Source organism: Caballeronia arationis, assembly GCF_001544975.2.
Taxonomy (GTDB): Bacteria; Pseudomonadota; Gammaproteobacteria; order Burkholderiales; family Burkholderiaceae; genus Caballeronia; species Caballeronia arationis.
Genome location: NZ_FCOG02000014.1, coordinates 1 through 22638, shown reverse-complemented (window position 1 = coordinate 22638; position 22638 = coordinate 1). Strand labels below are relative to the sequence as shown.

19 protein-coding genes and 1 pseudogene are annotated in these 22638 nt (G+C 63.2%); 9 read left to right on the top strand and 11 right to left on the bottom strand.

Features of this window, described 5'->3' with window-relative positions; genetic code table 11:
* Nucleotides 1–9: 9 nt before the first annotated feature.
* On the bottom strand, nt 10–699 hold the full coding sequence (locus AWB81_RS10855) for a CBS domain-containing protein (protein WP_062635072.1): 690 nt from the start codon (nt 697–699) through the stop codon (nt 10–12).
* Between the two features lie 345 nt (nt 700–1044).
* On the opposite strand from AWB81_RS10855, the gene AWB81_RS10850 reads away from it, so the two are divergent.
* Nucleotides 1045–1314 carry a hypothetical protein gene (locus AWB81_RS10850; RefSeq protein WP_062635070.1) on the top strand — a complete coding sequence of 90 codons (270 nt, stop codon included), beginning with the start codon at nt 1045–1047 and terminating at the stop codon, nt 1312–1314.
* A 195-nt stretch (nt 1315–1509) separates the two neighbouring features.
* Here the strand turns inward: AWB81_RS10850 and AWB81_RS10845 are convergent, their stop codons facing one another.
* From AWB81_RS10845 to AWB81_RS10815, 7 genes are all read right to left on the bottom strand, one after another.
* Nucleotides 1510–2328, bottom strand: coding sequence for a hypothetical protein (locus AWB81_RS10845; protein WP_062635068.1), 819 nt, complete (start codon nt 2326–2328; stop codon nt 1510–1512).
* A 106-nt stretch (nt 2329–2434) separates the two neighbouring features.
* On the bottom strand, nt 2435–2815 hold the full coding sequence (locus AWB81_RS10840) for a potassium channel family protein (protein ID WP_062635251.1): 381 nt from the start codon (nt 2813–2815) through the stop codon (nt 2435–2437).
* 111 nt (nt 2816–2926) lie between these two features.
* Nucleotides 2927–3940, bottom strand: coding sequence for a DUF2955 domain-containing protein (locus AWB81_RS10835; protein ID WP_062635066.1), 1014 nt, complete (start codon nt 3938–3940; stop codon nt 2927–2929).
* Nucleotides 3941–3947: 7 nt separating this feature from the next.
* Complete coding sequence (locus AWB81_RS10830; RefSeq protein WP_062635064.1) at nt 3948–5075, bottom strand: HlyD family secretion protein; 1128 nt, start codon at nt 5073–5075, stop codon at nt 3948–3950.
* Nucleotides 5072–6610 carry a TolC family protein gene (locus tag AWB81_RS10825; RefSeq protein ID WP_200822481.1) on the bottom strand — a complete coding sequence of 513 codons (1539 nt, stop codon included), beginning with the start codon at nt 6608–6610 and terminating at the stop codon, nt 5072–5074. Before AWB81_RS10825 ends, AWB81_RS10830 begins: the two co-directional genes overlap by 4 nt.
* A 30-nt stretch (nt 6611–6640) precedes the next feature.
* Entirely contained in the window at nt 6641–7750 is a 1110-nt protein-coding gene (locus AWB81_RS10820; protein WP_062635060.1) for an AI-2E family transporter, read from the bottom strand.
* 293 nt (nt 7751–8043) lie between these two features.
* The gene (locus AWB81_RS10815) at nt 8044–8613 is read right to left on the bottom strand and encodes a BPSL1445 family SYLF domain-containing lipoprotein (RefSeq protein ID WP_062635058.1); all 570 of its coding nucleotides are present in this window, start codon (nt 8611–8613) and stop codon (nt 8044–8046) included.
* 570 nt (nt 8614–9183) lie between these two features.
* Between AWB81_RS10815 and ptsP the strand changes: the two genes are divergently transcribed.
* The gene (gene ptsP / locus AWB81_RS10810; protein WP_062635056.1) at nt 9184–11721 is read left to right on the top strand and encodes a phosphoenolpyruvate--protein phosphotransferase; all 2538 of its coding nucleotides are present in this window, start codon (nt 9184–9186) and stop codon (nt 11719–11721) included.
* Nucleotides 11722–11743: 22 nt separating this feature from the next.
* Entirely contained in the window at nt 11744–13522 is a 1779-nt protein-coding gene (ptsG, locus tag AWB81_RS10805) for a PTS glucose transporter subunit IIBC (RefSeq protein WP_062635055.1), read from the top strand.
* Nucleotides 13523–13547: 25 nt separating this feature from the next.
* On the opposite strand, the gene AWB81_RS10800 is transcribed toward ptsG, so the two are convergent.
* Entirely contained in the window at nt 13548–14030 is a 483-nt protein-coding gene (locus tag AWB81_RS10800) for a hypothetical protein (protein ID WP_062635053.1), read from the bottom strand.
* 273 nt (nt 14031–14303) lie between these two features.
* On the opposite strand from AWB81_RS10800, the gene AWB81_RS10795 reads away from it, so the two are divergent.
* From AWB81_RS10795 to AWB81_RS10785, 3 genes are all read left to right on the top strand, one after another.
* Nucleotides 14304–16367, top strand: a complete 2064-nt coding sequence (locus AWB81_RS10795) for a PAS domain-containing hybrid sensor histidine kinase/response regulator (protein WP_062635051.1) — start codon at nt 14304–14306, stop codon at nt 16365–16367.
* Nucleotides 16357–17448 carry a glycosyl hydrolase gene (locus AWB81_RS10790; protein WP_144444127.1) on the top strand — a complete coding sequence of 364 codons (1092 nt, stop codon included), beginning with the start codon at nt 16357–16359 and terminating at the stop codon, nt 17446–17448. The genes AWB81_RS10795 and AWB81_RS10790 overlap by 11 nt, the downstream gene beginning before the upstream one ends.
* Nucleotides 17449–17555: 107 nt before the next feature.
* On the top strand, nt 17556–18389 hold the full coding sequence (locus AWB81_RS10785) for a class II glutamine amidotransferase (protein WP_062635047.1): 834 nt from the start codon (nt 17556–17558) through the stop codon (nt 18387–18389).
* A gap of 37 nt (nt 18390–18426) precedes the next feature.
* On the opposite strand, the gene AWB81_RS10780 is transcribed toward AWB81_RS10785, so the two are convergent.
* A complete protein-coding gene (locus AWB81_RS10780) occupies nt 18427–19389 on the bottom strand; it encodes a LysR family transcriptional regulator (protein WP_062635045.1) in 963 nt (320 codons plus the stop codon).
* A 139-nt stretch (nt 19390–19528) separates the two neighbouring features.
* Here AWB81_RS10780 and AWB81_RS10775 point away from each other — a divergent pair, with 139 nt between their 5' ends.
* Together AWB81_RS10775 and AWB81_RS10770 are read left to right on the top strand one after the other, a co-directional pair.
* Nucleotides 19529–19963 carry a hypothetical protein gene (locus AWB81_RS10775; protein ID WP_062635043.1) on the top strand — a complete coding sequence of 145 codons (435 nt, stop codon included), beginning with the start codon at nt 19529–19531 and terminating at the stop codon, nt 19961–19963.
* Nucleotides 19964–19981: 18 nt separating this feature from the next.
* A complete protein-coding gene (locus AWB81_RS10770; RefSeq protein WP_062635041.1) occupies nt 19982–21334 on the top strand; it encodes an NAD(P)/FAD-dependent oxidoreductase in 1353 nt (450 codons plus the stop codon).
* A 44-nt stretch (nt 21335–21378) separates the two neighbouring features.
* Here AWB81_RS10770 and AWB81_RS46805 read toward each other — a convergent pair.
* Nucleotides 21379–21609, bottom strand: a pseudogene (locus tag AWB81_RS46805) (SUMF1/EgtB/PvdO family nonheme iron enzyme); the annotation flags it as partial.
* A 499-nt stretch (nt 21610–22108) separates the two neighbouring features.
* On the opposite strand from AWB81_RS46805, the gene AWB81_RS10760 reads away from it, so the two are divergent.
* Nucleotides 22109–22638: DUF3300 domain-containing protein (locus AWB81_RS10760; RefSeq protein ID WP_144444126.1), on the top strand; the 530-nt coding region annotated here is incomplete at its 3' end.

Sequence of the window (22638 nt, the reverse complement as noted above, 5' to 3'; positions counted from 1 at the left end):
ATGAGCGCCCTAGTTCGCCGCGAGCCCCGTCGGAGGCTCGGTGTGCATCACGACTTCCTTGAGGCCCGGCACGGTCTCGGCTGCAACGCGAATCGCTCTTTGTTCTTCGTCGCTTCTGGCTGCTGCAAAGAGATGCGCGGTTGCGTCCTTGACGATCACGTTCTCGCGCGGGAGCGCCCAGCGGTGACCCGTCATCGCAAGAAGAATTGCGTCTCGCAGACCGGCGTCGTCGCCGTCGGTCACGGCCGGCTGCTTCGGCACCACCGTCACGAGCGCGCGGATCAGGTTTGCGCGGCTCACGACACCCACCAACTTGCCGTCCCGGACGACAGGCACGCGCTTGATCCGCCGCGCGTCCAGCAACTCGGCGATCTCGGCGACAGTGCACGCTTCGGTAATGGTGAGGACGTCGGTGCTCATCACATCCTTGACCTTGGTCGCATTCTCCTTGACATACATGTTCGCAAGATCAGTGGTAGATGCCAGCGATTCCAGCCACCAGGATTGACGTTTGCCCGTTCCGATTTCTTCGCGGCGCATCAGGTCGCCTTCCGTGACCATGCCGACGAGTTTGCCGTCCGGATCGATCACCGGCATTCCGCTGATGCCGGCGAAAACCATCGTTCCCGCCGCGATGCGCACCGTCATTTCTGGATCGGCGGTGATGACCGACGTCGTCATGATGTCGACAGCTCGCATGTGCGTTTCCTCCAAGTATGGACGGACCGTCTCGCCTGACGGCTATTGAGCTATTGTGCTATCGGAATCGTGCAACGATCAAGCCTCGAATCGCGCGGGTGGATGCGGCGCCAACGCCAGCTTTTCCGCCGGACCTGAGAGAGTAGAACACGAGTCTGCCCAATACGAGGAGTTTCAACGTGGCCGCATGGGAATTCTCCCGGCGGCGCGCATTCGTGCCATCATGGACTTCAAGCATGAATGCTCTTGTAGGAGGCTTCTTGAGTCTGGCTCTCTACGAGCATGCGAAGGCGGACTGGCACGCGAGCTGACCGCCGTTTCAACCAAGCACGGAGGAGCGTGAAAATGGTCGAATCGAGAAACGGACTCTGGAGGCGAACGGGCGCAATGCTGGCCGCGGCCGGACTCCTGGCGCTATCGGGCGCTGCGCTGGCCACCACCCAGTCGCAACAACGCCAGCAAGGCAGGAACGTAAACCAGGCCGCCAAACACGAAGCGCGCACGGCCAAGGTCGACTGCCGCGCCGCAAACCAGAAGAGCAACTCCCAGTGCCGGCAGGACAAGCGCGACACGAAGCAGGAAGGCCGCCAGCAAAAGCGGGACATCAAGTACTAACGGAGAGAGCCGGTCGAATGGCGTGACCGCCAATAGCGGAGCACGCATCGGCCGCCCTGCGACGCCTGTGGTCAGCGTGTCGGTTTCGTCCGCTGCAACGCGGCAATCCGTTGTCTCGCATTCAGGCAGACCGGGTTGTGAATTCAAGCCGCCTGCCGCCGGCGTCTTTCGATCCGAACGGCCGCCAAAGCGCGATCAGAACTTGAAGGTCACATTTATGCTCGGGCCGCTAAAGCGCAGCGTTTGTACGAGTTGATCGCCCGAGCCGTAAAACGCGAGGTAGCGATAAAGCAGGCCGAAGTCGACGCGCCTTGTCGCGTAGGCCACCCCTGTCAGCGCCTGCCATGTGAACTTTGAGGTGCCGGTCCCGACGTCGAGATAGAAAGGGATGTACCAGGCGCCGTCCCGGGTGATGGTCGCACGTCCGCGCACGCCCGCAAAACCGTTGAAGAGGTTCTGCATCTGCGCAACATGAAAGTTCGTACTGGCCCCGGGTCCTGAGCCAACTGTCGCGCCGATTCCGACGTCGAGTGTTCCCTTTACACCGAGATAGCGCATTCCCGCGACTGCATCGAGGTATCCCCATTCCCGCCACACGAGAGTGCGGCTGCCGCCGAGCTGGATCAGCGTCCCCGCAAAACTCGTCTGTACGTCGTGCTGCGTTTCGCGCGTGCCGAGGACACCGTTCGTCGCATTGACAGCAGCCTCGTGTCGGCCGAAGTTGAGGTAGATGGCGTCGGCCAAGATACTCCACTCGCCCTTGCGCGCCTCCCCCTGCAGCATCAACGCGAACCTGAGGTTCTGCAGATAGTTGTACGGGCCGCTGGACGCGTCGGCGCCGCCGCCGGGCACCGTGAAGCGCAGTGTCCCGCTCACGGTGGGCAACCAGAGGTAAGGTCCCACTGCGAACTGCCACTGCGTGCCGGCGTCGACCGGTGGGGGGTCGGTCGCGAACGCCCAGCTGCTTATCGCAGCCGTCGTCAACGCAGCAATGCATTTCGACCGTCGAGTCATGATGCTCTCCTGCCTCTCTCCACACGGATTCGTATCCGCGAGGCGCCGGCGCATTTTTGCGAGACCGCCAGCCTGCCAGTCTCGTTCTTCCGGCAGCGCCCCCAGACTAATCCTGAAGGCTCGCCCGGCGCGCAGCTTCCTGCACGCCCCTGACAGCTGCAGCAACGATCAGCCCCGTGAACACCATGCCGAGCAGGCCAAGCAATATCGCATCGATTCGGCCGAAAGTTGACGTTGGGACCACATCGCCGTACCCGATGGTCAGCGCCGTGATCGCGCAGAAATACACGGTTTCCCCCCACGGCGAAGCCGTTCGCTTCACCGTCTCGACCGGGTCTCCCATGTAATACATGGCGACCGTCAGCAGCGCGAACAGCACCAGAAGGCCAGCCAGGATCGCTCGCAGGTACCAGAGGGTCCTGCCGGATTCCCGCAAGATCTCGCGTGCCCGCAGGTGCACAACCGCGTCGCGTGTCATATTTCCCATCGCAGGCACCTCCTTCATCGTGCGCGCCCGCTTGGGCGTGCGTGTCATCGTGCGCGTCATCAGCAGGAACGCCGATGTGTGCGTCGGCCCGAGGCGCGGGTGCGCGCAGTGTCATCGCGCGCGGCTTCGTTGCTCGAAAATCAGCAACATCAGACACGCGTAGACCGTGACCGCCACAAAGAGCCCCATACGCACCGCGAACGCCGTGTAGACGTCCTTTCCCGCGGCGCTGTCCTGCACCGACTGGCCGAGCAGAATGATCATGGTGACCAGGCTATTCAGCCAGAAGCCCGGCGAGTAACGCGTCGGGCCGATGCCGTACAGCTTGCGTCCCACCAACAGGCCGAACAGCAGCATCCACAGAAAGAACATCCACAGGTGCACAAAGAGCCTGAGTGCGAACCAGAACATGATCGCCAGCAGGCCACCGAGCAGCGTCGAACCGATCAGATCGCGCGCCGCGCTGCGAGCCGTCGTGGTGCAGCTTTGTCTGCCCAGACTGACGGACTTCATGATGATCGGCATGTAGCTCGCCGGATCGGCCATGGCGAGCAGATACGCCGGCATGACGACCAGCGCGGCGCGCAGCGCGATGCGCACAGCCTGGTCGTCGGGCATCACCCGGGCGGCTGGCTGCGCCCGCATGCTCGCGGGCTCCGGAAAGAGTACATGAGTCAATGCCGACACCAGCACGGCAAGCAAAAGTCCCTGCACCAGCGCGCCGACAACCGTCACGGCCAGCTGGAAGTCAGCGGTTCCCGCAGCGGAAATCATCGTCAGTCCGGCCACCAGAAAGGTCGAGACCAGATTGTTCCCGCCGCGCAGACCATAGCGAAACGCGAGGAAGAGCAGGAGGCCGACCAGCATCACTCCAGCGAACGCGTAATGCCGAAGCAACGGGACAAGGAGCAGGCCGCTGCCCGTCGTCAACCCGACGACCAACGCAAGCGCGAGGCCAGTCTTGAACGACAGCGGCCGCGTCTGCGTGGCGAGCAGAAAGACGACGAACACCGGCGCGACCACGGGAATCGGCAGGTCGAGTGCAAAACTGATCGAAAGACACAGTGCGGTACCGACGGCAACGCGCAACGTGCGATAACCAGGGCGCTGAAGCTCGCGTTGCATGGGCGTCTCAGTAGAGGTATGAAAACCAGCTCATCACACGCAGGAACACTCTGCCGAGCGGGTTGAGCGGATTGCCCGAACCGGGAAACGCCATCACCTCGGCCTGCCCGCCGACACGAACGTTGTTAAGGCGCGCCCGCTCACCCTGGTCGAACTCGACGATTACGGGAAAGCGTTGCGCAGGGCGCAGCCAGTCGCGGCTGTTCTGCACGGTCGGCAGGCTGCCGGGCGGCGCGGGCTGGCCCACGCTCACGCCGTATCCGATACTGCGAACCCGCCCCCGGAAAACTTCGCCCGGCAGCGCGTCCAGCGCAATCTCCACGGCCGTGCCGGGCTCAAGATGCGCCAGATTGTTTTCGGTCATATCCGCGCTGATCCACACATCGCGGATGGCAATCAGCGTCATGACGGGGTTGCCCGCCGCTGCGAACTGACCGACCTCCGCGCGCAGATCCGTGATCACACCACCCGAGCGCGCCGTGATCCGCGTGTTGGCAAGATCGAGTTCGGCCTTTTCAAGACCAGCGGCAGCGGCACGCAGTTGGGCGTTCTCCGACTCATTGCCGCCCTGCTGCTCGCGTGCCCGTTCCACTTCCGCACGTGCCGCGACAACCTGACTCTGGGCCTGCTCGTGCGTCGCTCGCGCCACTTCGAGGCGTCGCAGCGAGACGGTGCCTTCATCATCGCGGTACAGCCTTTCGAGGCGGTCGCTGTCCTGGCGTGCCTTGATCTCATTGGCGATTGCCGCGCGCAACGATGCGCGCGCCGAATCGATCCCGGCCGTGCCGGCGCCGACCTGCCGGCGCGTCGACTCGAGGTCGGCCCGCGCGCGGTCGACGGCGATCCGATACGGCTCGCCATCGATCTCGAAGAGTAAATCCCCGGCCCTGACTTCCTGGTTGTTATGCACGAGGACGCGAGTCACTCGACCCGACGCTTCCGCAGCGACGGATACGACGTACGCCTGAACGCGTGCCTGTTGCGTATAAGGAGTAAAACGATCGGCGAGCAGATACCAGATCAGGCTGACGACGATCACGCAGACGACCACCTTCACCGCTTTGCCCGACGGGTCGGCGGGAGGCGCCGGCAGGTTCGGCGGCGTGGCAGCGGTAGGCTCGGGCTTGTCGCTCATGGGGACGATTCTTCAGACGGGCTGCTGGTGGCGGACGGAGCATTCGGCTCGTCCAGCAAGTCGCCCCAGTCGGTGCGTTGCTGCATCTGCCGGCGCGTCGCGGAATCGACGAGCGGCTGTTCCGAATACCAGCCTCCGCCGAGAGCCTTGTAGAGCGCAATCAGACCGCCCACCGCGTTGCTGCGGTTGACGACGTAGTTGTCCTGTTGCGCGAAGAGTGCACGCTGCGCGTCCAGGACCCGCTGGAAGTCCGAGTACCCTTCCCTGTAGATCGTGTTGGCGAGCGTGAGCGAGCGCCGCGCGGCCCCTTGCGCGTCGTTCAGGATAGTGTCTCGCTGCAATGCGGCGATCAGCGCCGTGGCGGCGTCGTCGGCCTCGCGGGCCGCTGAGCGCACGGTGTTCTGGTAGACGACGGTCAGCTGCTGCAGTCGGGCGTCCTGCACGCGCACGTTGTTGGTGATTCGCCCGTGATCGAAAATGTTCCATGTGACGCTCGGGCCAGCAACCAGGGCCAGCGTGTTCGGTGAGCCGGTCAGCGAACTCGCGCTCCATACGAGCGAGCCCAGCAACGAGACGGACGGATAGAGATCGGCTTTCGCCACGCCGATGAGTGCCGACTGCGCGGCCATCTGATACTCGGCGGCGCGAACGTCGGGGCGACGCAACAGCAGATCCGCCGGCACATCCTGCAACACCACATGGTCCACCAGCGGGACGACGCCTTCCTTCCCGGACTGCACGTCGAGTTCCGGCAGCGGGCCGGGCGGTCGCCCGATCAGCACGGACAGCGCATGATGCGCGAGCACGATCTGGCTTTCGAACTCGGGGATGCTGCTCAGTGTGCCCAGGTACTGCGTCTTTGCCTGCTGGAGATCCAGTTCATCGGTCTCGCCGCTCTTGAAGAGCTTCTGCGCAATCTCGAAGCTGCGCTTTTGCAACTGAGCGTTCTCGCGCGCAATGCGCAGGCGCGCCTCGGCCGTGCGCAGCGTGAAATACGTATCGGCGACCTGCGCGTGCAACAGCACCAACGCCGCATCGCGGTTGGCTTGCGCGGCGAAGAACCCGGCGTCGGCCGACTCGATCGCGCGGCTGAAACGCCCCCAGAAGTCGAGCTCCCATCCGATGCTCAAGCCCGCACCGTACTGCCAGTAACCGCCCGAGCGGGTATTGAATCCATCCGAACGCTTGCGCGCCCCGTAAAACACGTCAGCGTTGGCCTGCTGCACCTGAGGGTAGCGTCCCGCGAGCGCGATGCCCAGTTGCGCACGGGCTTCGATGACACGCAGGCCGGCGATCTTCACATCGCCATTGTTGGCATCGGCTTGCGCGATCAGGCGCTCGAGGTTTCCGTCGCTGAAAATCTGCCACCACTGCCGCACGTCGGGCTGCGCTGCCTGTTGCGTGACCCGCGCGATGGATTCGCTGCTCCAGTGCTCGCTCAAGCTCTCATGCGGAGGCTGAAAGTCCGGACCCACCCGCATGCATCCGCTCAGGCAGCCTGCGCCAAGCAGTATCGCCATCCCGTACGAGCGCATGAAAGGCGACACGGAACCGTCCCCGCAGCTTCAAGACTGCTTTTGTTCCTGGAGCTCGTCGGGGGGCGGCTGGTACTGGTCTCTCACCCATCGCCAGAACAGCTGATACCCGACTGCCAGCATCACGGGTCCGATGAAGAGACCGATCACGCCGCCCGTCACCATGCCCCCGATCGCGCCGATCAGCACCACGGGCATGGGTACCGCAACGCCGCGGCCCAGCATCAAGGGCTTGAGCACGTTATCGGCAAGCCCCGCGACGAACACATAGATCGAGAAGATGATCGTGATTACGCTCACGCCTTCCGTGACGATCACGAAGGCAATCACGGGCACGGTGATCAGCGTGGCGGGCAACTGCATGATGCCGATCAGCAGCACCGCGAGCGCCAGCAGACCCGCGCCCGGAATGCCCATGACGATGAACGCGACACCTATGAGCAGCATCTGGATGAACGCGATCCCGACCACGCCCTGAGCGACCGCGCGAATGGTGGCCGTGCAAAGATCGGCGATCTGCGAGCCGTTTTCCGGTCCGAAGATGCGCGAGGCGATCTCCACTGCGCTTTTGTGGCCCAAGTCGCCAAACGCCATGAGTATGCCGGCGACAATCAGGGCCGCGAAGAACAGCAGCAGCCCCGCGCCGAGACCGGTAATCGTTCCGAGCAGAGCGAGACCGGCATCCTTGAGTTGTGGAGTGAACTTCTGCGCAAGACCGGTGATATCCGTCGATGCCTGCTGCCAGAAACCGTACACCTTCGGGCCGACCAGCGGCCAGCTGGCCACGGACTCGGCAGGCGGTGGAACGCGGAAGCTGCCGCTTTGGAAGATGTCCTTCGCATGGTCTATCGATTCGGCCACCGCGACGCCCAGCAGATAGGTCGGCACGAGAATCACGACAAACGCGATGAGCACGATGAGCGTAGCGGTCAGACCGTCCTTGTTGGCGAACACAGGCCGGAGTCTGACTTGAAGCGGATACAGCGTGATCGCGAGGATCAACGCCCAGACCATGAGGTTCAGGAACGGGGCGAAGATCCTGAAACAGAACATGGCGAGAACAACAACGAGCCCCGCACGGATCAGAACATCGAGCAGTTCCCTGGACAACACCCGTCGGCTAGTCGGTGTGAGCAGCATGATTTTTCTCCCGGCAGGTCACCTCGAGGATCTGCACGCGGCAATCCAGCGCACGTGCATAACCATCGCCTCCGTGTACGCGCCCTCGACCCGGCCCCCTTGCGAACGTGCTTCGTCCGCTCGGGGCCTTGCACCGATGTCTATGGCCGGGCCAGTGCCGGGCGCGCCCACATGACGATGGCGTCCATCCCAGGGAAATTGCTGAACCTCACGCCAGTTCCCGGGAAGGGCTATCGACCTGCGTGCGCACGCGCCCGAACTACGCCTCGATGGTCATGCGCCGTGGCCCGATATCAGATATCGAGCTTGCTGACCTTGGTGCCTTCGAAGCTGAGGTTGGCCATCAGGCCGGAGTTGGTCACCACAAAGCCCACGATCGGTGAATTCGTCGTTGCGGTGTCGAGCGCACCGTTGGCACCGGTCTTAGCCACCGCTACCGAGCCATCCACGCCGGCGGTCCAGCCCTTGTCGCTCGTCCGGAATTTGGTCAGCGCGTCGTCGGTCATGAACATGAGGATCACGGCCTTGGACTGCGCGCCGATCTGCAAGCCGAACGATGCGGTACTCGTCTTGTAATAGCCGATCGACGAGCCTCCGACGCGCAACGCGCCTTCGCCATATTCGCCGCCGACCACCAGACCTGCAGCGATCACCGACGGAAAGACGAGAATGCCCTTGGCCTTGGCGCCCTGCGCCTGCGCGCCTGGCGTCGAGCTGTACAGTTTGCTGAGGGCGGCATCGACGCCGGTATCGATTTCACGGCGCTTGTTGGTCGCTTCCGTCGGAGTCGAAGCCGTGTTGCAAGCGGCCAGCGAACTGGCCAGGGCGATGGCGGTCAGCGAAAAGAAGGTACGACGCTTCATGAGAGTCTCCTCGATTGAAATGCGGCCGATTCGGTCCTTGCGCACCGGAGATTGCCGCCCACGTCTCGTGCAAATCAGCCGAACGGACAACAGCCGCCAAGCGGCCGTGGACGTTGTCATGTGAATCTCTACAAAACACGTCAGGTCAAGAATAGGCCTGGCGCACGTCGACAGGTATTGGACCTTGGTCCAAGGTCACGGGAGCGAGATGCCTACGGAGTACGTGTTTCTCCGGAGCAGCATCTTCGCGCAACCTGTCTTTGCATTTGAGCCGACTTCGGTCTTGTTGTTGCGATAACCGAGGGTCGCAGGCCGATTGTTGCAGCGTCGCTCTTCGAACCGCTTCGACCAGTTCGAAAACGGCCCGCAAAACGACGCGTCTGCACTATTTTTGGCAGCGAATCGCAAAGTCGTTGCCTATGATTCAGCTACGTCGGTTCACCTCCATTGAAACGCGGCGTCCGGCTCGCACAGGGTTTAACTTCAGACCAGTCAATCCTGAACATAACCCTGGGCTCGCCGCTCAGATCAAATCCATCAGCCGAGCGACAAACAAAAGGAGTCGTCGAGATGAAAGCTCCTCAGCGTCCAGCACGCATCGATTTGACGGCGCCACTCTCGGGTGTCATGGTGCCGCTGGATACCGTACCGGACCCAGTGTTCGCGCAGAAAATGGTCGGCGACGGTGTTTCGATCGACCCGACCTCGGACGAACTGCTCGCCCCTCTTCCCGGCAAAGTCACGCAACTGCATCGCGCGGGCCACGCCGTGACCATCACGGGCGATAACGGGCTCGAAGTGTTGCTGCACATCGGGCTCGATACGGTGATGTTGCGCGGCGAAGGATTCACTCCGCTGGTCAAGGAAGGCGATATCGTCGCTACGGGCCAGCCGCTGATCCGCTTCGATCCGCTCGTCGTCGGCGCCAGGGCGGCGAGCCTGCTGACGCAGATGGTGATTGCAAACGGCGATCTCGTGACGCGCTATGTGCCGGCGAAGGGGCTCGTCACCGCAGGCACCGATGCTGCGCTGTCCGTCGAGCTCGTCGGCGGTGCGGTCGAGGAAGAGACGACAGGGGCGACCGGCGCAATCCTCTCCGACGAAGTCACCCTGCCGAATCCCGCAGGCCTGCATGCGCGGCCCGCCGCGGTGCTCGCGGTCGAAGCGAAGAAGTACAAGTCCGACATCCGCCTGCTGCGCGGCAGCGACAGCGCGAACGCCAAGTCGGTCGTGTCGCTTATGGGGCTCGCGACGAACTTCGGCGACAAGGTGCGTGTCCAGGCTGCCGGTCCCGATGCGGCCGAAGCCGCTGGCGCGCTCGCGCGCTTGCTCGCGGCAGGTTCGGGCGAAAAACCCGGCGACGCACCCGCTCCCGCACCGGGCGCGGCAGCGGCTTCACCCGCCGCCGACACGCGCACGGCTCCTGCCGATGCCAACGAACTGACCGGCGTATCGGCCTCGCCCGGGCTCGCCGTCGGCAAGGTCGTGCAGTTCCGGCAGGAAGTCATCGACGTCAGGGAAGCGGGCGAATCGCCGCAGCGAGAACGTGCGCTCTTCGACTCGGCCCGCCACGATGCGCGTCAGCAAATCGAAGCGCTCAAGGCCAGGCTCACCGATCCCTCCAAGGCGCAGATCCTCGACGCGCACCTCGAACTGCTCGAAGACCCTGACCTGAACGACATGGCGATCCGCAGCATCAGCGAAGGCAAGAGCGCGGGCTTCGCGTGGCGCGACGCATTCCAGCAGCAGGCGGCCATGCTCGAGAAGCTCGACAACCCGCTGCTGCGCGAACGCGCCGGCGATATCCGCGACGTCGGCCGCCGCGTGCTGGGGCTGCTTGCCGGCGTGAAAGAGGCGCGGATCGACGTGCCGGACGAGTCGATTCTGATCGCCGAGGAACTCTCGCCGTCCGACACCGCCTCGCTGGATCGCAGCAAGGTGCTCGGCTTCTGTACGACGACCGGCGGCGCCACGAGCCACGTCGCGATCCTCGCGCGCTCGCTCGGCATCCCGGCCATCTGCGGCATCGACGAGGATGCGCTGCAACTCGCGAACGGCACACCCGTCGTGCTCGACGGCTCGCGTGGCAGCTTGCGGCGCAACCCGAGCGCCGGGGAACTCGAGAAAGCGCACGAACGCATCAGGCGCCAGACGGCCAAGCGCGAAGACGAGAAGCTCGCCGCGAGCAAGGTCGCCATGACGGCCGACGGTCACCGTGTCGAAGTCGTCGCGAACATCCGCAACGCGCAGGAAGCGCGCGATGCGGTTGCGGCCGGCGCGGAAGGCGTGGGCCTCCTGCGTTCGGAGTTCCTGTTCGACGACCGCGACACCGCGCCGTCCGAAGACGAACAGGCCGCTGAATATTGCGCGGTGGCCGAAGCGCTCGGCCGCGAACGTACGCTCGTGGTCCGCACGCTCGACGTCGGCGGAGACAAGCCGCTCTCCTACCTGCCGCTGCCCCGGGAGGACAACCCCTTCCTCGGCCTGCGCGGCGTGCGCGTGAGCCTCGACCGTCCCGATATCTTCCGCACGCAACTGCGCGCGATCTTGCGGGCGGCACCCATCGGCAACCTGCACGTGATGTTCCCGATGATTACCACGATCGAAGAAGTGCGGGCGGCCAGGAAGATCCTTTCCGAAGAAGCCGGCGATCGCGCGGACAGCGTCAAGGTCGGCGTGATGATCGAAGTGCCGGCGGCCGCGCTGATCGCCGAGCCGCTCGCACGCGAAGTCGATTTCTTCTCGATCGGGACCAATGACCTGACGCAATACACGCTCGCGATGGACCGCGGGCATCCGAAGCTCGCCAAGCAAGCCGATGCGCTCCACCCCGCGGTGCTGCGGCTCATCGGCATGACGGTCGATGGCGCGCACAAGCACGGCAAATGGGTGGGCGTCTGTGGCGGCATCGCCTCGGATGCGATGGCCGTGCCCGTGCTCGTGGGCCTCGGCATCGACGAGCTTTCGGTGAGCGTTCCCGCGGTCGGCTCGATCAAGGCCCAGCTTGCGCGGCTGACGATGGACGAAGCGCGCAAGCTGGCCGGCGAGGTGCTGCAGCTCGGCACCGCCGCCGAAGTCCGCGCCCTTCTCGCTCCCTTCGCAGAATAAGCGCTTCACCAGGAGACGTTCCATGTTCACGCATGCGTTCGGAGTCTTGCAGAAAGTCGGCAAATCACTGATGCTGCCGGTCGCCGTGCTCCCTGTGGCCGGCCTGTTGCTCGGTCTCGGCGCCACCGATTTCCACGGCTACGTTCCACTCACCGTGCTCGCGCTGATGAAAAACGCGGGCGACGTGATCTTTGGCAATCTGCCGCTCATCTTCGCGATCGGCGTCGCGCTCGGCTTCACCGAGAACGACGGCGTCTCGGGCATCGCCGCAACGATCGGTTATCTCGTCATGACGGCAACATTGGGGGTGATCGCCAAGGCACAGGGCCTCGAGCCCGACATGATCATGGGCATTCCTTCCATCCAGACCGGCGTGTTCGGCGGCATCCTGGCGGGCGGTCTGGCGGCGTGGCTCTTCAACCGGTACTACAGGATCTCGCTGCCTGCCTATCTCGGCTTCTTCGCGGGAAAGCGCTTCGTGCCTATCGTGACGGCGATCGGTGCAATCGTGCTTGGCGGGATCCTGTCCGTCGTATGGCCGCCGATCGGCGGCGCGATCAAGGCGTTCTCGCACTGGGCGGCGGTCTCGGACCCGCGCACCGCCGCGACGGTCTATGGCTTCGTCGAGCGTCTCCTGATTCCGTTCGGCCTGCACCACATCTGGAATGTGCCGTTCTTCTTCGAGGCGGGCAGCTTCCTCGACCCGACAACCGGCAAGACGGTACACGGCGACATCACCCGCTTCTTCGCGGGCGATCCGACCGCAGGCATCCTGTCGGGCGCGTTCCTGTTCAAGATGTTCGGCCTGCCGGCCGCGGCGATTGCAATCTGGCACTGTGCCAAGCCGGAGAAGAAGGTCGCCGTCGGCGGGATGATGGTCTCGGCTGCGTTGACTTCATTCCTGACCGGCATCACCGAGCCGATCGAGTTCGCCTTTCTCTTCGTCGCCCCAGTCCTTTACTTCATCCACGCGTGCCTCGCGGCGTCGGCGCAGTTCGTTGCCAACACCCTGAACATGCACATGGGCTTCACCTTCTCGCAAGGCGCCATCGACCTGGTGATGTTCAACCTGATCGGCAACAAGGCGACTCATGCCTGGTACGTGTTCATCCTCGGTCCGATTTACGCCGCGATCTATTACTGCGTGTTCCGCTTCGTGATCAGCCGCTTCAATCTCAAGACGCCCGGCCGCGAAGACGACACAGACGAAGCAGCGGCGGTCAGCACGGGCGGCGTTGGCGGACGTTCGCGCGACCTCGTGCTCGCCTTCGGCGGCCGTTCGAACATCACCAGCCTGGACGCCTGCATCACGCGTCTGCGCATCTCCGTGAAGGACCCGAAGCTCGTCAACGAAGGCAGGCTCAAGGCGCTCGGCGCCGCGGGCGTCGTGCGGGTCGGCAATGGCGTGCAGGCGATCTTCGGGCCGCTTTCGGAGAACATGAAGACGGACATGCAGGAATACCTGAAGTCGGCAGGCAGCGACGCCGACCTCCCAACGGGTGCAACGCCTGTCGCCGAAGCCACGGCTCCCGCGACAGACGTCGCGGCCCCCGCGCACATCGCGACGCATCAGAAGGAGCGTGCGGAGAAGATCCGCGCGGCGCTGGGTGGCGCCGCCAACATCACGAACCTCGAAGCGCTTGCGGCCACGCGCCTGCGCGTCTCGCTGTCCGACGCCTCGCGGCTCGACACCGCCGCATTGAAGGCGGCCGGCGTCCCCGCGACGCAATCCTTCACCAACGGCCAGTTCGACCTGATCGTCGGCCTCGGGGCGGAAAACCTGGCAGTCGCGATGCGATGAACCCGAACGAAACCGCAGACAGGATCTAGAAGCGGCCGCGCCGGTCGCGTTCGTACATTGGGTCGGGCATCTTCTGCGTCTCCCGCAGGACGCCCTGATTGTCGAACGAGAAGTTGTAGATCATGTGGTCGATGTTGTTCTCCATGTACCGATACGACCACACCTGTCTGTCCGTGCGCTTGAAGTAGGCTGTCTCGAAGGGTTTGCCGAAGTTGATGAGCACGTCATTGCGCGTCCATTTTCCAACTTCGGCGCGATAGAACTCGGTTTCCTGCAGCACCTGGCGTACGCTCACCACCTTGCCCGACGCATCGACGTCTGCCGCCGTGGTCGTCGAACCCATGGGCTGGGTCGGCCACATCAGGCGCTTGCCGCCATTCTGCAAATCGTAGGTTTCGCGCGGCGGTCCGAGACGCGCGATCAGCGTCGACTGGTCCTCGCCAGGAGCCACCTTTTCATGCGGCTGCGCACAAGCGAAAAGCGCGAGCGCGCCGAACGAGACCAGCATGCTTGCGACATGAGTTCCCTCCCGCAATGGCGCCGTGGGCGCTGTCGCCTCACCGCTTTCTCAATCCTACTCTAGGTATTTACGAGAGCAAGACACCGCAGTTTCGACATTTGCCCGTTGCGTTGTCGAACAAAGTTTCTGCATCTCGAAAGATTGGCAAATAAAACGACTCTTTGAAAAAGGCTCTTTGCTAACGCGGTGAGCCTTTATACACTGTCCGTTAGTGTCAACTTCCTACCCTGAGGAGGTTTGTCCCTCGTTGGACTTCACGCCATGGACAGTCAGAGTCCGTTGCCGGCTGAGGATTTCCGGCTTCTTTTCGAAGCGACACCCAGCCCGCTGCTGATTTTGCGGCCCGACTGCGCCTTCACGATTGCCGCGGCAAGCGACGCGTATCTCAAAGAAACGCTTACGGTTCGGGAAGAAATCATCGGAAAAGGCGTCTTCGACGTTTTTCCCGACAACCCGGCGGTTCCCGAGGCGGGCGCCACGACGAACCTGCGCGCTTCGCTCGCGACCGTCGTTGCCACGAAAAAGCCACATGTCATGGCTATCCAGCGGTATGACGTCCCCAATCGAACGGAAGGTGGCTTCGAATTTCGGTACTGGAGCCCCGTAAACGCTCCGGTGCTGGCCGCTGACGGCCGTTTGCTCTATATCGTCCATCGCGTCGAGAACGTGACGGCGTATGTGCACAGTCTGGAGGCGAACGAAGCCCTCAGAGAACGCTCGCGGTTGCTTCAGGAAGAGTTGAGCAAGAGCGAGGCGCAGGTTTTTCGCCACGGCGAGGCCCTGAGTGCAACCACACTGGCGCTGCAAAAAGCCACCGAAGAAGCAGACGCATGGCGGCTGGGCGAAGAAAAATTCCGGCTCATCACCGACGCGTTGCCGCACATCGTCTGGACGGCGCGACCCGACGGATATGTCGATTACTACAATCAGCATTTCTGTGATTTTGCCGGAGCAAGCCCTCCATCGGCGGACGGCGCCGAGTGGGAACACTTTGTTCATCCGGAAGACCTCGACAGCGTGAAAACGGCCTGGAACCACAGTGTGGCGACCGGCGATCCCTATGAAACGGTGTTTCGCGTGCGTCATCATTCCGGGACGTACCGGTGGACACTGGCTCGCGCTGTGGCGGTCAGGGACAACGATGCCGCGATCGTCAAATGGATCGGGTCGAATACGGATATCCACGAAAAGGTTCTGGCCGAGCACGAGCTACGCGAGGCTCATCGACGCAAGGACGACTTTCTCGCAATGCTCGCTCACGAGCTGCGCAATCCGTTGGCGCCCATAGTCGCAGGGGCGGAGATGCTGTCGATGCTGCTCTCCGAGGATGCACGCGTGCTGCAGGTCAGCGACGTGATTCGGCGGCAAATCGGCCATATGAAGAGTCTGATCGACGGCCTGCTCGATGTCTCGCGCGTCACACGAGGCCTGATTTCTCTGGACAAGCGCATCCTCGATATTCATCAGATCGTGCATGAGTCGGTGGAACAAGTCCGCCCGTTGATCGAGGCGCACAAGCATCGGCTTACCTTGCAGCTGGCTGCGGATGTCCTTTGTGTTTGCGGCGACCACAAGCGGCTGGTGCAGCTTCTGAGCAATCTTCTTAACAATGCCGCAAAGTACACCGCGGACGGCGGTCGCCTCAACTTGACGACAAAAGCTTCTCCTACCGAGGTTATCGTTAGCGTCGAGGACAACGGCATCGGCATGACGCCTGAGCTGTTGCGAACGGCATTTGACCTTTTCCAGCAAGGCGGACGAACTGCCGTGCGCGCCGAGGACGGGTTGGGAATCGGGCTGGCACTCGTGAAAAGTCTGGTCGAGCAACATGAGGGAACGGTCAGCGCATCCAGCAAAGGGACGGGTCAGGGCAGCGAGTTCATCGTCCGGTTTCCACGCGTGGACGGTGAACCTGCCGATGTGATCGTGGACGAACGGAAACCTGCTCGCGGGGAAGCAAGGAGCCGTCGCGTTCTAGTGGTTGACGATAACGTCGACGTGGCCGACTCCCTGGGCATGGTTCTGGAGGTCCTCGGCAACGCTGTCGTGGTGGAGCATGAGGCTCAAAGCGCCATCAAGCGGGCTCAGCGTGAGCCATTCGACGTGTTCATCCTGGATATCGGCCTGCCCGGCATGAACGGCTACGAACTGGCTCGCGAGCTTCGCGCTTTGTCAGGAGCCGAAGACGCCATTTTTGTTGCGTACACCGGATACGGCCAGGAGGAGGACAGGAGGCTGTCGGACGAGGCGGGGTTCGCCCACCACCTCGTCAAACCGGTCGGAATTATTGAATTGCAACAGGTGCTCGCCGATCATGGCGACTAGCTATTCTGCGACCCTCAGGTCGCGCAGGACTTTTCTCTCGATGATGCTGGCGTCGGCGGGCAGCGGCGTGCTTGCAGCGTGCGGCGGGGGCGGCGGCGCGGCACAGACCACGGACAACGTCGGCAAGGCGCCGTCGGCAGTTGCATCGGCGCAAGGTCTTTTTTACGGCGTCAACGGCCACATGGGGTTTGGCACCGGCATCTACAAGACGATGTCGGCCGCCGATCAACTGGCCATCCTCAAGAGTCTCGGCGTGACCAACTATCGCTGCGACACTGCGGGCAGCGTCATGTCGCAAGTGCTCGCCGATGCCTTGAAGGGCGCATTCGCGGGCAGCGGCGTGTCGATCCTGCCCATGCTCAATCCGTACTCGGCTGGCTGGGACTGGACCAGCACGGAATCTGCGGCGTACACGCTCGGCCACGACCTGGGAGCGAATTGCACGCGGCCGCTCAAAGGGCTCGTGACGCACATCGAATGCGGCAACGAACTCGACGTGCCGCTCAAGATCGGCGGCGACGGCAGTCTCTCGTCCGACTGGAATCCGGCGTACTGGCCTTCGTTTCGCGGCGCGCTGCGCGGGATGATCGACGGCGTGAGGTCGATCGATCCGACCATCAAGTGCGGCGTCAACGTCGGCATTCCGATGGCCTATCGCGCGTTGCAGATGCTTTGGAACGGCATCTCTCCCGATGGCAGCGCGGCGGGCGTGTCCGGCGCGGCGGCGTTGCGCTGGGATTTCACGACCTATCACTGGTACAAGACCTCGGGCGACATCCAGTGCGGCGGGCGCTTCAACGCGTGCGTGGACGTGCTGCAGGTACTGAAGGACTCGTTCGGTATGCCGATCTGGCTGACCGAGTGGGGCTGGGCCGGCAGCGCAGATACGCAGCAATCGGCCGCCGACTATGTGACGAAGGCGCTCAGGCAATATCGGTCGATCAAGGACAAATACAACATCGAATCTGTGATGATGTACAGCGTGATCGATCCGGACTACGGGCTAATCCAGGCGGACGGTACGACGAAGAACGCCGCATATTTTGCGTTCAGGGACTTTGTCGCGGCGAATCCGGCTTGAGTTCGAAATGAATGACTCGGCGTGATCCGGCTACTGCCTCGGGTGCCTCGCTTCGTCGTGAAACGGACCTTTGAAGTAAGTACATTGATGTTCCTCAGGAGACATTCATGTGTCGTTGGCTCGCCTACAAGGGCAACCCCATTCAACTCGACGCGGTGCTGTTCCGCGCACAGCATTCACTGATCGATCAAAGCCTGAATTCACGTCTAGGTCACACGACCACTAACGGGGATGGCTTTGGGGTGGGCTGGTACGCACCTTCGGCGGACACCCCGTTTCGCTATCGATGCGTGCAACCGGCCTGGAGCGACCGCAACCTGCGCGAAGCGGCGCGCGCCGTACACGCACCGCTTTTCGTCGCGCACATACGCGCAGCCACCGACACCCCCGCTCAGGAAACCAACTGCCATCCTTTTCGCTACGGACGCTGGCTCTTCATGCACAACGGCCTGATACGCGAATACCCCAAGGTCAGACGCGACCTGATGCTGGCGATCGATCCGGAATTGTTCGCGTCGGTAGAGGGTTCCACCGATTCCGAGGTCATGTTCTTCCTCGCGCTCACATTCGGCCTGCAAGTCGCACCTGTTCAGGCGCTGGAGCGCATGGTCGCGGTCATCGAGGAAGCGGGACGAAGACATGGCATCGAGCATCCGCTCAACATGACCGTCTGCGCAACCGATGGTGAGCAGATCGTCGCCGTTCGCTACTCGAGTGAGGCAGAGTCACGGTCGCTATTTCACAGCACATCGTTTCGGCATTTGGGCGAGCTGTATCCCGACGATCCACGCATCAAGGCTGCGGGAGACGACGCCTTTCTGGTTTTGTCGGAGCCGCTCGTCGACCTTCCCGGCGCATGGCAGGAGATCCCCGAGAGCACAGCGATCGTCGCCCGAGGCTCTAGCATCGAACAACGCGCATTCACGCCCGCGCTTCCGTGATTCTTCAACAGATGGGCCGGGGGTCGCCACTGGAAAGTCAGAGCTTCTGCGGTTTGCGTCCCGTACTCGCCTTGTGCACCTCCGGTGGCGATGCCAGGCCCGCTACGGCTGCCCCCGACTGGATCAGGAACTCCCGAAACGCGTTAGCGACCTGAGGCAGGCGCCGTTCCGACATATGCACGACGTGCCACGCCCGCTCGATCGGTGTGGCAGGTACGGGAAGCCTCGCGAGGAGTCCGGCCTGCATCTCGAGCGCACACGCGTGCAGCGAAAGGAAAGCGACGCCGAGTCCCGCTTCGACGAGCTGCTTGATCGCTTCATTGCTCGATAGCTCCGACGCGGCATGCAGCTTCAATCCGGCCTCCTTGAATAGACCTTCGATCGCGACCCGGGTACCCGAGCCGCGCTCCCTGACCAGCAAGTTCGCCGACTCGAGATCGGTCAGGTGCAGACGCTTTGCGCGCATGAGCGGATGCGACGGAGCGGCGATGAACGCCATCGGGTGCTTCGCGAATGCCGCAGCGCTCGTGCACAACTCGCGTGGCTGGCGCCCCATGATGGCAAGGTCGATCTCGTTCGTCGCGAGCATGCGCACGATGTCGTCGCGATTACCGATGCGGAATTGCAGCTTCACACCGGGTCTTTCCTTCGTAAATCTGACGAGAAGCGGCGGAACGAGATACTCCGCCGTCGTGATGGCGCCAATGCGCAACGTTCCGCCGAGCTCGCCGCGCAGCGCCGCCACTTCCTCACCGGCCTCGTTCCAGAGGCTCAGGATCTCGTTCGCGTAGCGCGCCATCACCTCCCCCGCGGCGGTGAGCTGCACCTCGCGCCCCACCCTGCGCAGAAGCGGCGTTCCCGCCGCCTCGCCGAGAAGCGAAATCTGCAGTGACACCGCCGGCTGCGTGAGATGCAGCTCCAGGGCGGCTCCCGAGATGCTGCCCACGCGCGCAACGGTCTGCAGCGTCCTCAATTGCCGGAAGGTTGTCGTCTTTAACATTAGTAAAAACTTATGGGTCGGTGATAAATACTAAATAGCGCAAATATTTTCGCGAACTTATATTTTTCCCACGACGTCGTCAAGCGAGCCCCCGGCCGCGGCGACACACACGCTTTCAACGACTCCGAGAGGCAAGCAAATGGCAATCGACGCGATCGTGGCGAACATGGACCCCGTCTGGACCAGCACTGGCGAAGACACGAAGCCCGCGGCGAAATACGAGCAGAGCGCCGCGCTCAGGCGCTTCCTGGAAGGCGTCCGGGACGACGGCTACCCGCTTCTGCTCATGAGCGAACTCAACGCCGCGAGCCTGAACAACGCCATCAGCGAGACCCTGGGCGACGATGGCATCACGTACTTCTCGGCGATCCTGTCATCGAGCGCATGCGGGACGCGCTATGCGGTGGCGCTTCATACGCTTGCGACGCCCGCGCATCGCGTCGCCGCGGTGGGCGTGGACGAACGCGGACTGGAAGAGGCGCGCAGCTCGGGCATCACGCGGTGCGTGCCCTTGAGCGATGCATTGCGCCGCGGCTCCGCGCCGTTCAGTCACGCATTTTCGTCCGATCGATGAAGCCCTTCCGGGAGAGCCATGATGTTGAATCCTTACGCGCAACAACAGGTTGATTCGCCCCACCGCATCGTCATCGTGGGCGGTGGCGCCGCAGGACTGGAGCTCGCGACGCGGCTCGGCAATGGCGTCGGCAAGCGGCGACAGGCCGAAGTGACCCTCATCGACCGTTGCCCGACGCACTTCTGGAAGCCGCTCCTTCACGAAGTCGCGTCAGGCCAGATCGACGCGTCGAGCCATCAGATCGACTACGCGTCTCACGCGAAATGGAACCACTTCCGTTTCGAGCAAGGCGCGCTTTCGAGCATCGATCGCGGCCGCCGCGAGATCGTCATAGACGAGACGACCGACGCCGACGGCCGCCCGGTTCGGCCGCGCAGGACGCTCGCATTCGATACGCTCGTGCTCGCGCTTGGCAGCGTCACGAACTTCTTCTCGATTCCGGGCGCCGAGCAGCATGCGCTGACGCTGGAGACGGTGGAGCAGGCGGAGACATTCAGGCGGCGTCTGCTGTCGAGCCTGCTGCGCTCGGGCGAGGAACGGCAGGCGACGCCCGGCACCGTCAGGACGCCCGTCTCGGTGACGGTGATCGGCGGCGGCGCGACCGGCGTCGAGCTGGCCGCCGCGCTGCGCGGCTCCGCCGAGATGGTGCGCGACTATCACCTCACCTCGCTCGACCCGGCGAGCGATATCCGCGTTCGTCTCCTCGAAGGTGCGCCGCGGGTGCTGCCCGCGCTGCCCGAGCGGATCTCGACGCGCGCGCAGGAAGTCCTCGCCGGGCTCGGCGTCGAGGTCCGCCTCGGCTGCCGCGTGCGGTCGGTCGAGTCCGATGCGGTCTCGACCGCGGATGGCGAAACGCTCGCAAGCGACATCACCATCTGGGCCGCCGGCGTGGAAGGACCGCCTATCCTGCGCGCGCTCGAAGGGCTGCCGTTGAACCGGCTCGGACAGGTCATCGTCGACGGGACGCTGCAGGCCGAGTGCGGCTCGGGCATCTACGCGATGGGCGACTGCGCCGCGTGCGCCGCATCGAAGGGCGACGCGCTCGTGCCGCCGCGCGCGCAGGCCGCCTATCAGCAGGCCGTCTACCTCGCCGACGCGCTCGCGCGGCGTCTCGACGATCGCGCCGTGCCGCTCTTCTCCTACCGCGATCAGGGGACGCTCATCTCCTTCGGTCGTGCGGGCGCGGCGGGAGCCTTGATGAGCGAGCTGTTGCGTCAGCCGCTTTTCATCGACGGATGGTTCGCGGCGTCGTGCTACCGGCACCTCTACCGCAGACACATCGTGGGCCTTACGGGCATCAAGCGAGCGGTGATGTATGCCGCGAGCCAATGGCTCCGCGAACGTGTGCGGCCCACGGTGAAACTGAACTGACGCTGACGGCGCGCCGATCGAGTTCGAGGTTGAGATCGAGCATCGGCGCGAGCGACCTGGTGACGCTTGTTCGAACCCTCCCAGGCGTCCTTGTCCATCACAAGCCGGAAGCCGAGATGCGACATGTTGTTGTACGGATCGGTGCCGCGCCGTGCGCCTGGCCGGTAGCTGACGCAATAGTCGTCGTTGCAGAGGAACGAGCCGCCGCGCGTCACGCGCTTGGGCGCCGCGACCGGAACGCCCGGGTCGGCCGGGTCCCTTGAATCAGGGATTCCGAATATGAGCGATGCGGGTAAACAGCGACACTATTATTTCTTATGATGTGCATTACGCATCCTTGTATCGCACATTAAACGTAGTACCGCCGAAGAATTGCCGCTATTGGACCAAAGTCCCATTTATAAACTCGACCACCGGGGCAACAATTTCTCTAGCGTTTGCCACATGCGTCCTGAGCCGAGTGTTGAAGGATTTACCGGTGCCGTTCCGTCGGCCCGCGATGTCGCAAAGCCCGGTTGTCGTTGCTCGCGACCCTCTCCCTTCATGGAATGACACGGCTCAAAAGAAGACCATCGGGCCTGCGCTACACGAACCTCAACGCGAAACTTTTCTTTTCGCCCAGTCCCGTGCTGCCGGCCGGTGACAATCGAAGCCTCTTCTTTCTACGACAACATCGGGACCGCTGGTCCATTTTCCGGTTCACATATCAAGTTCCAGGGCCGGCTGGAATGCGTATTGGGCGGCTTTGAACATGCGTCTTGGGAGGGTTCGATCGTGAAGTTTTCCGAAGCATCCACTCGAACTGTGCTCGTGCTTTGCGCTGCGCTCGTCGCGCCGCTCGCGACGGGCATCGCGTTCCCGAGCTTCACCCATGCGCAACCCGCGGCGAAGGTCTCGAATCAACAACTCGATTCGCTGACCGCGCCCGTCGCCCTTTATCCTGATCCATTGCTCGCGCAAGTGCTGATGGCCACGACGTTCCCCAAGGAGGTGGAATCGGCCGCGGCGTGGTCGAAGTCTCACGCATCGATGACCGGTGACGAAGCCGTGAAGGCGGTCGCGTCGCAGCCGTGGGACCCGAGCGTGCAGTCGCTCGTTGCGTTTCCGCAGGTGCTGGCCACCATGGCGTCGAAGCCCGATTGGGTCAAGCAGATCGGCGATGCGTTTCTCGCGCAGCCCAACGATGTGATGGATTCCGTTCAGCGGCTGCGCAAGCAGGCGCACGAAGCGGGCAACCTGAAATCGGGCGATCAGCAAAAAGTAGTGGTCGCGCAGAACACCATTCAGATTCAGCCTGCGAATCC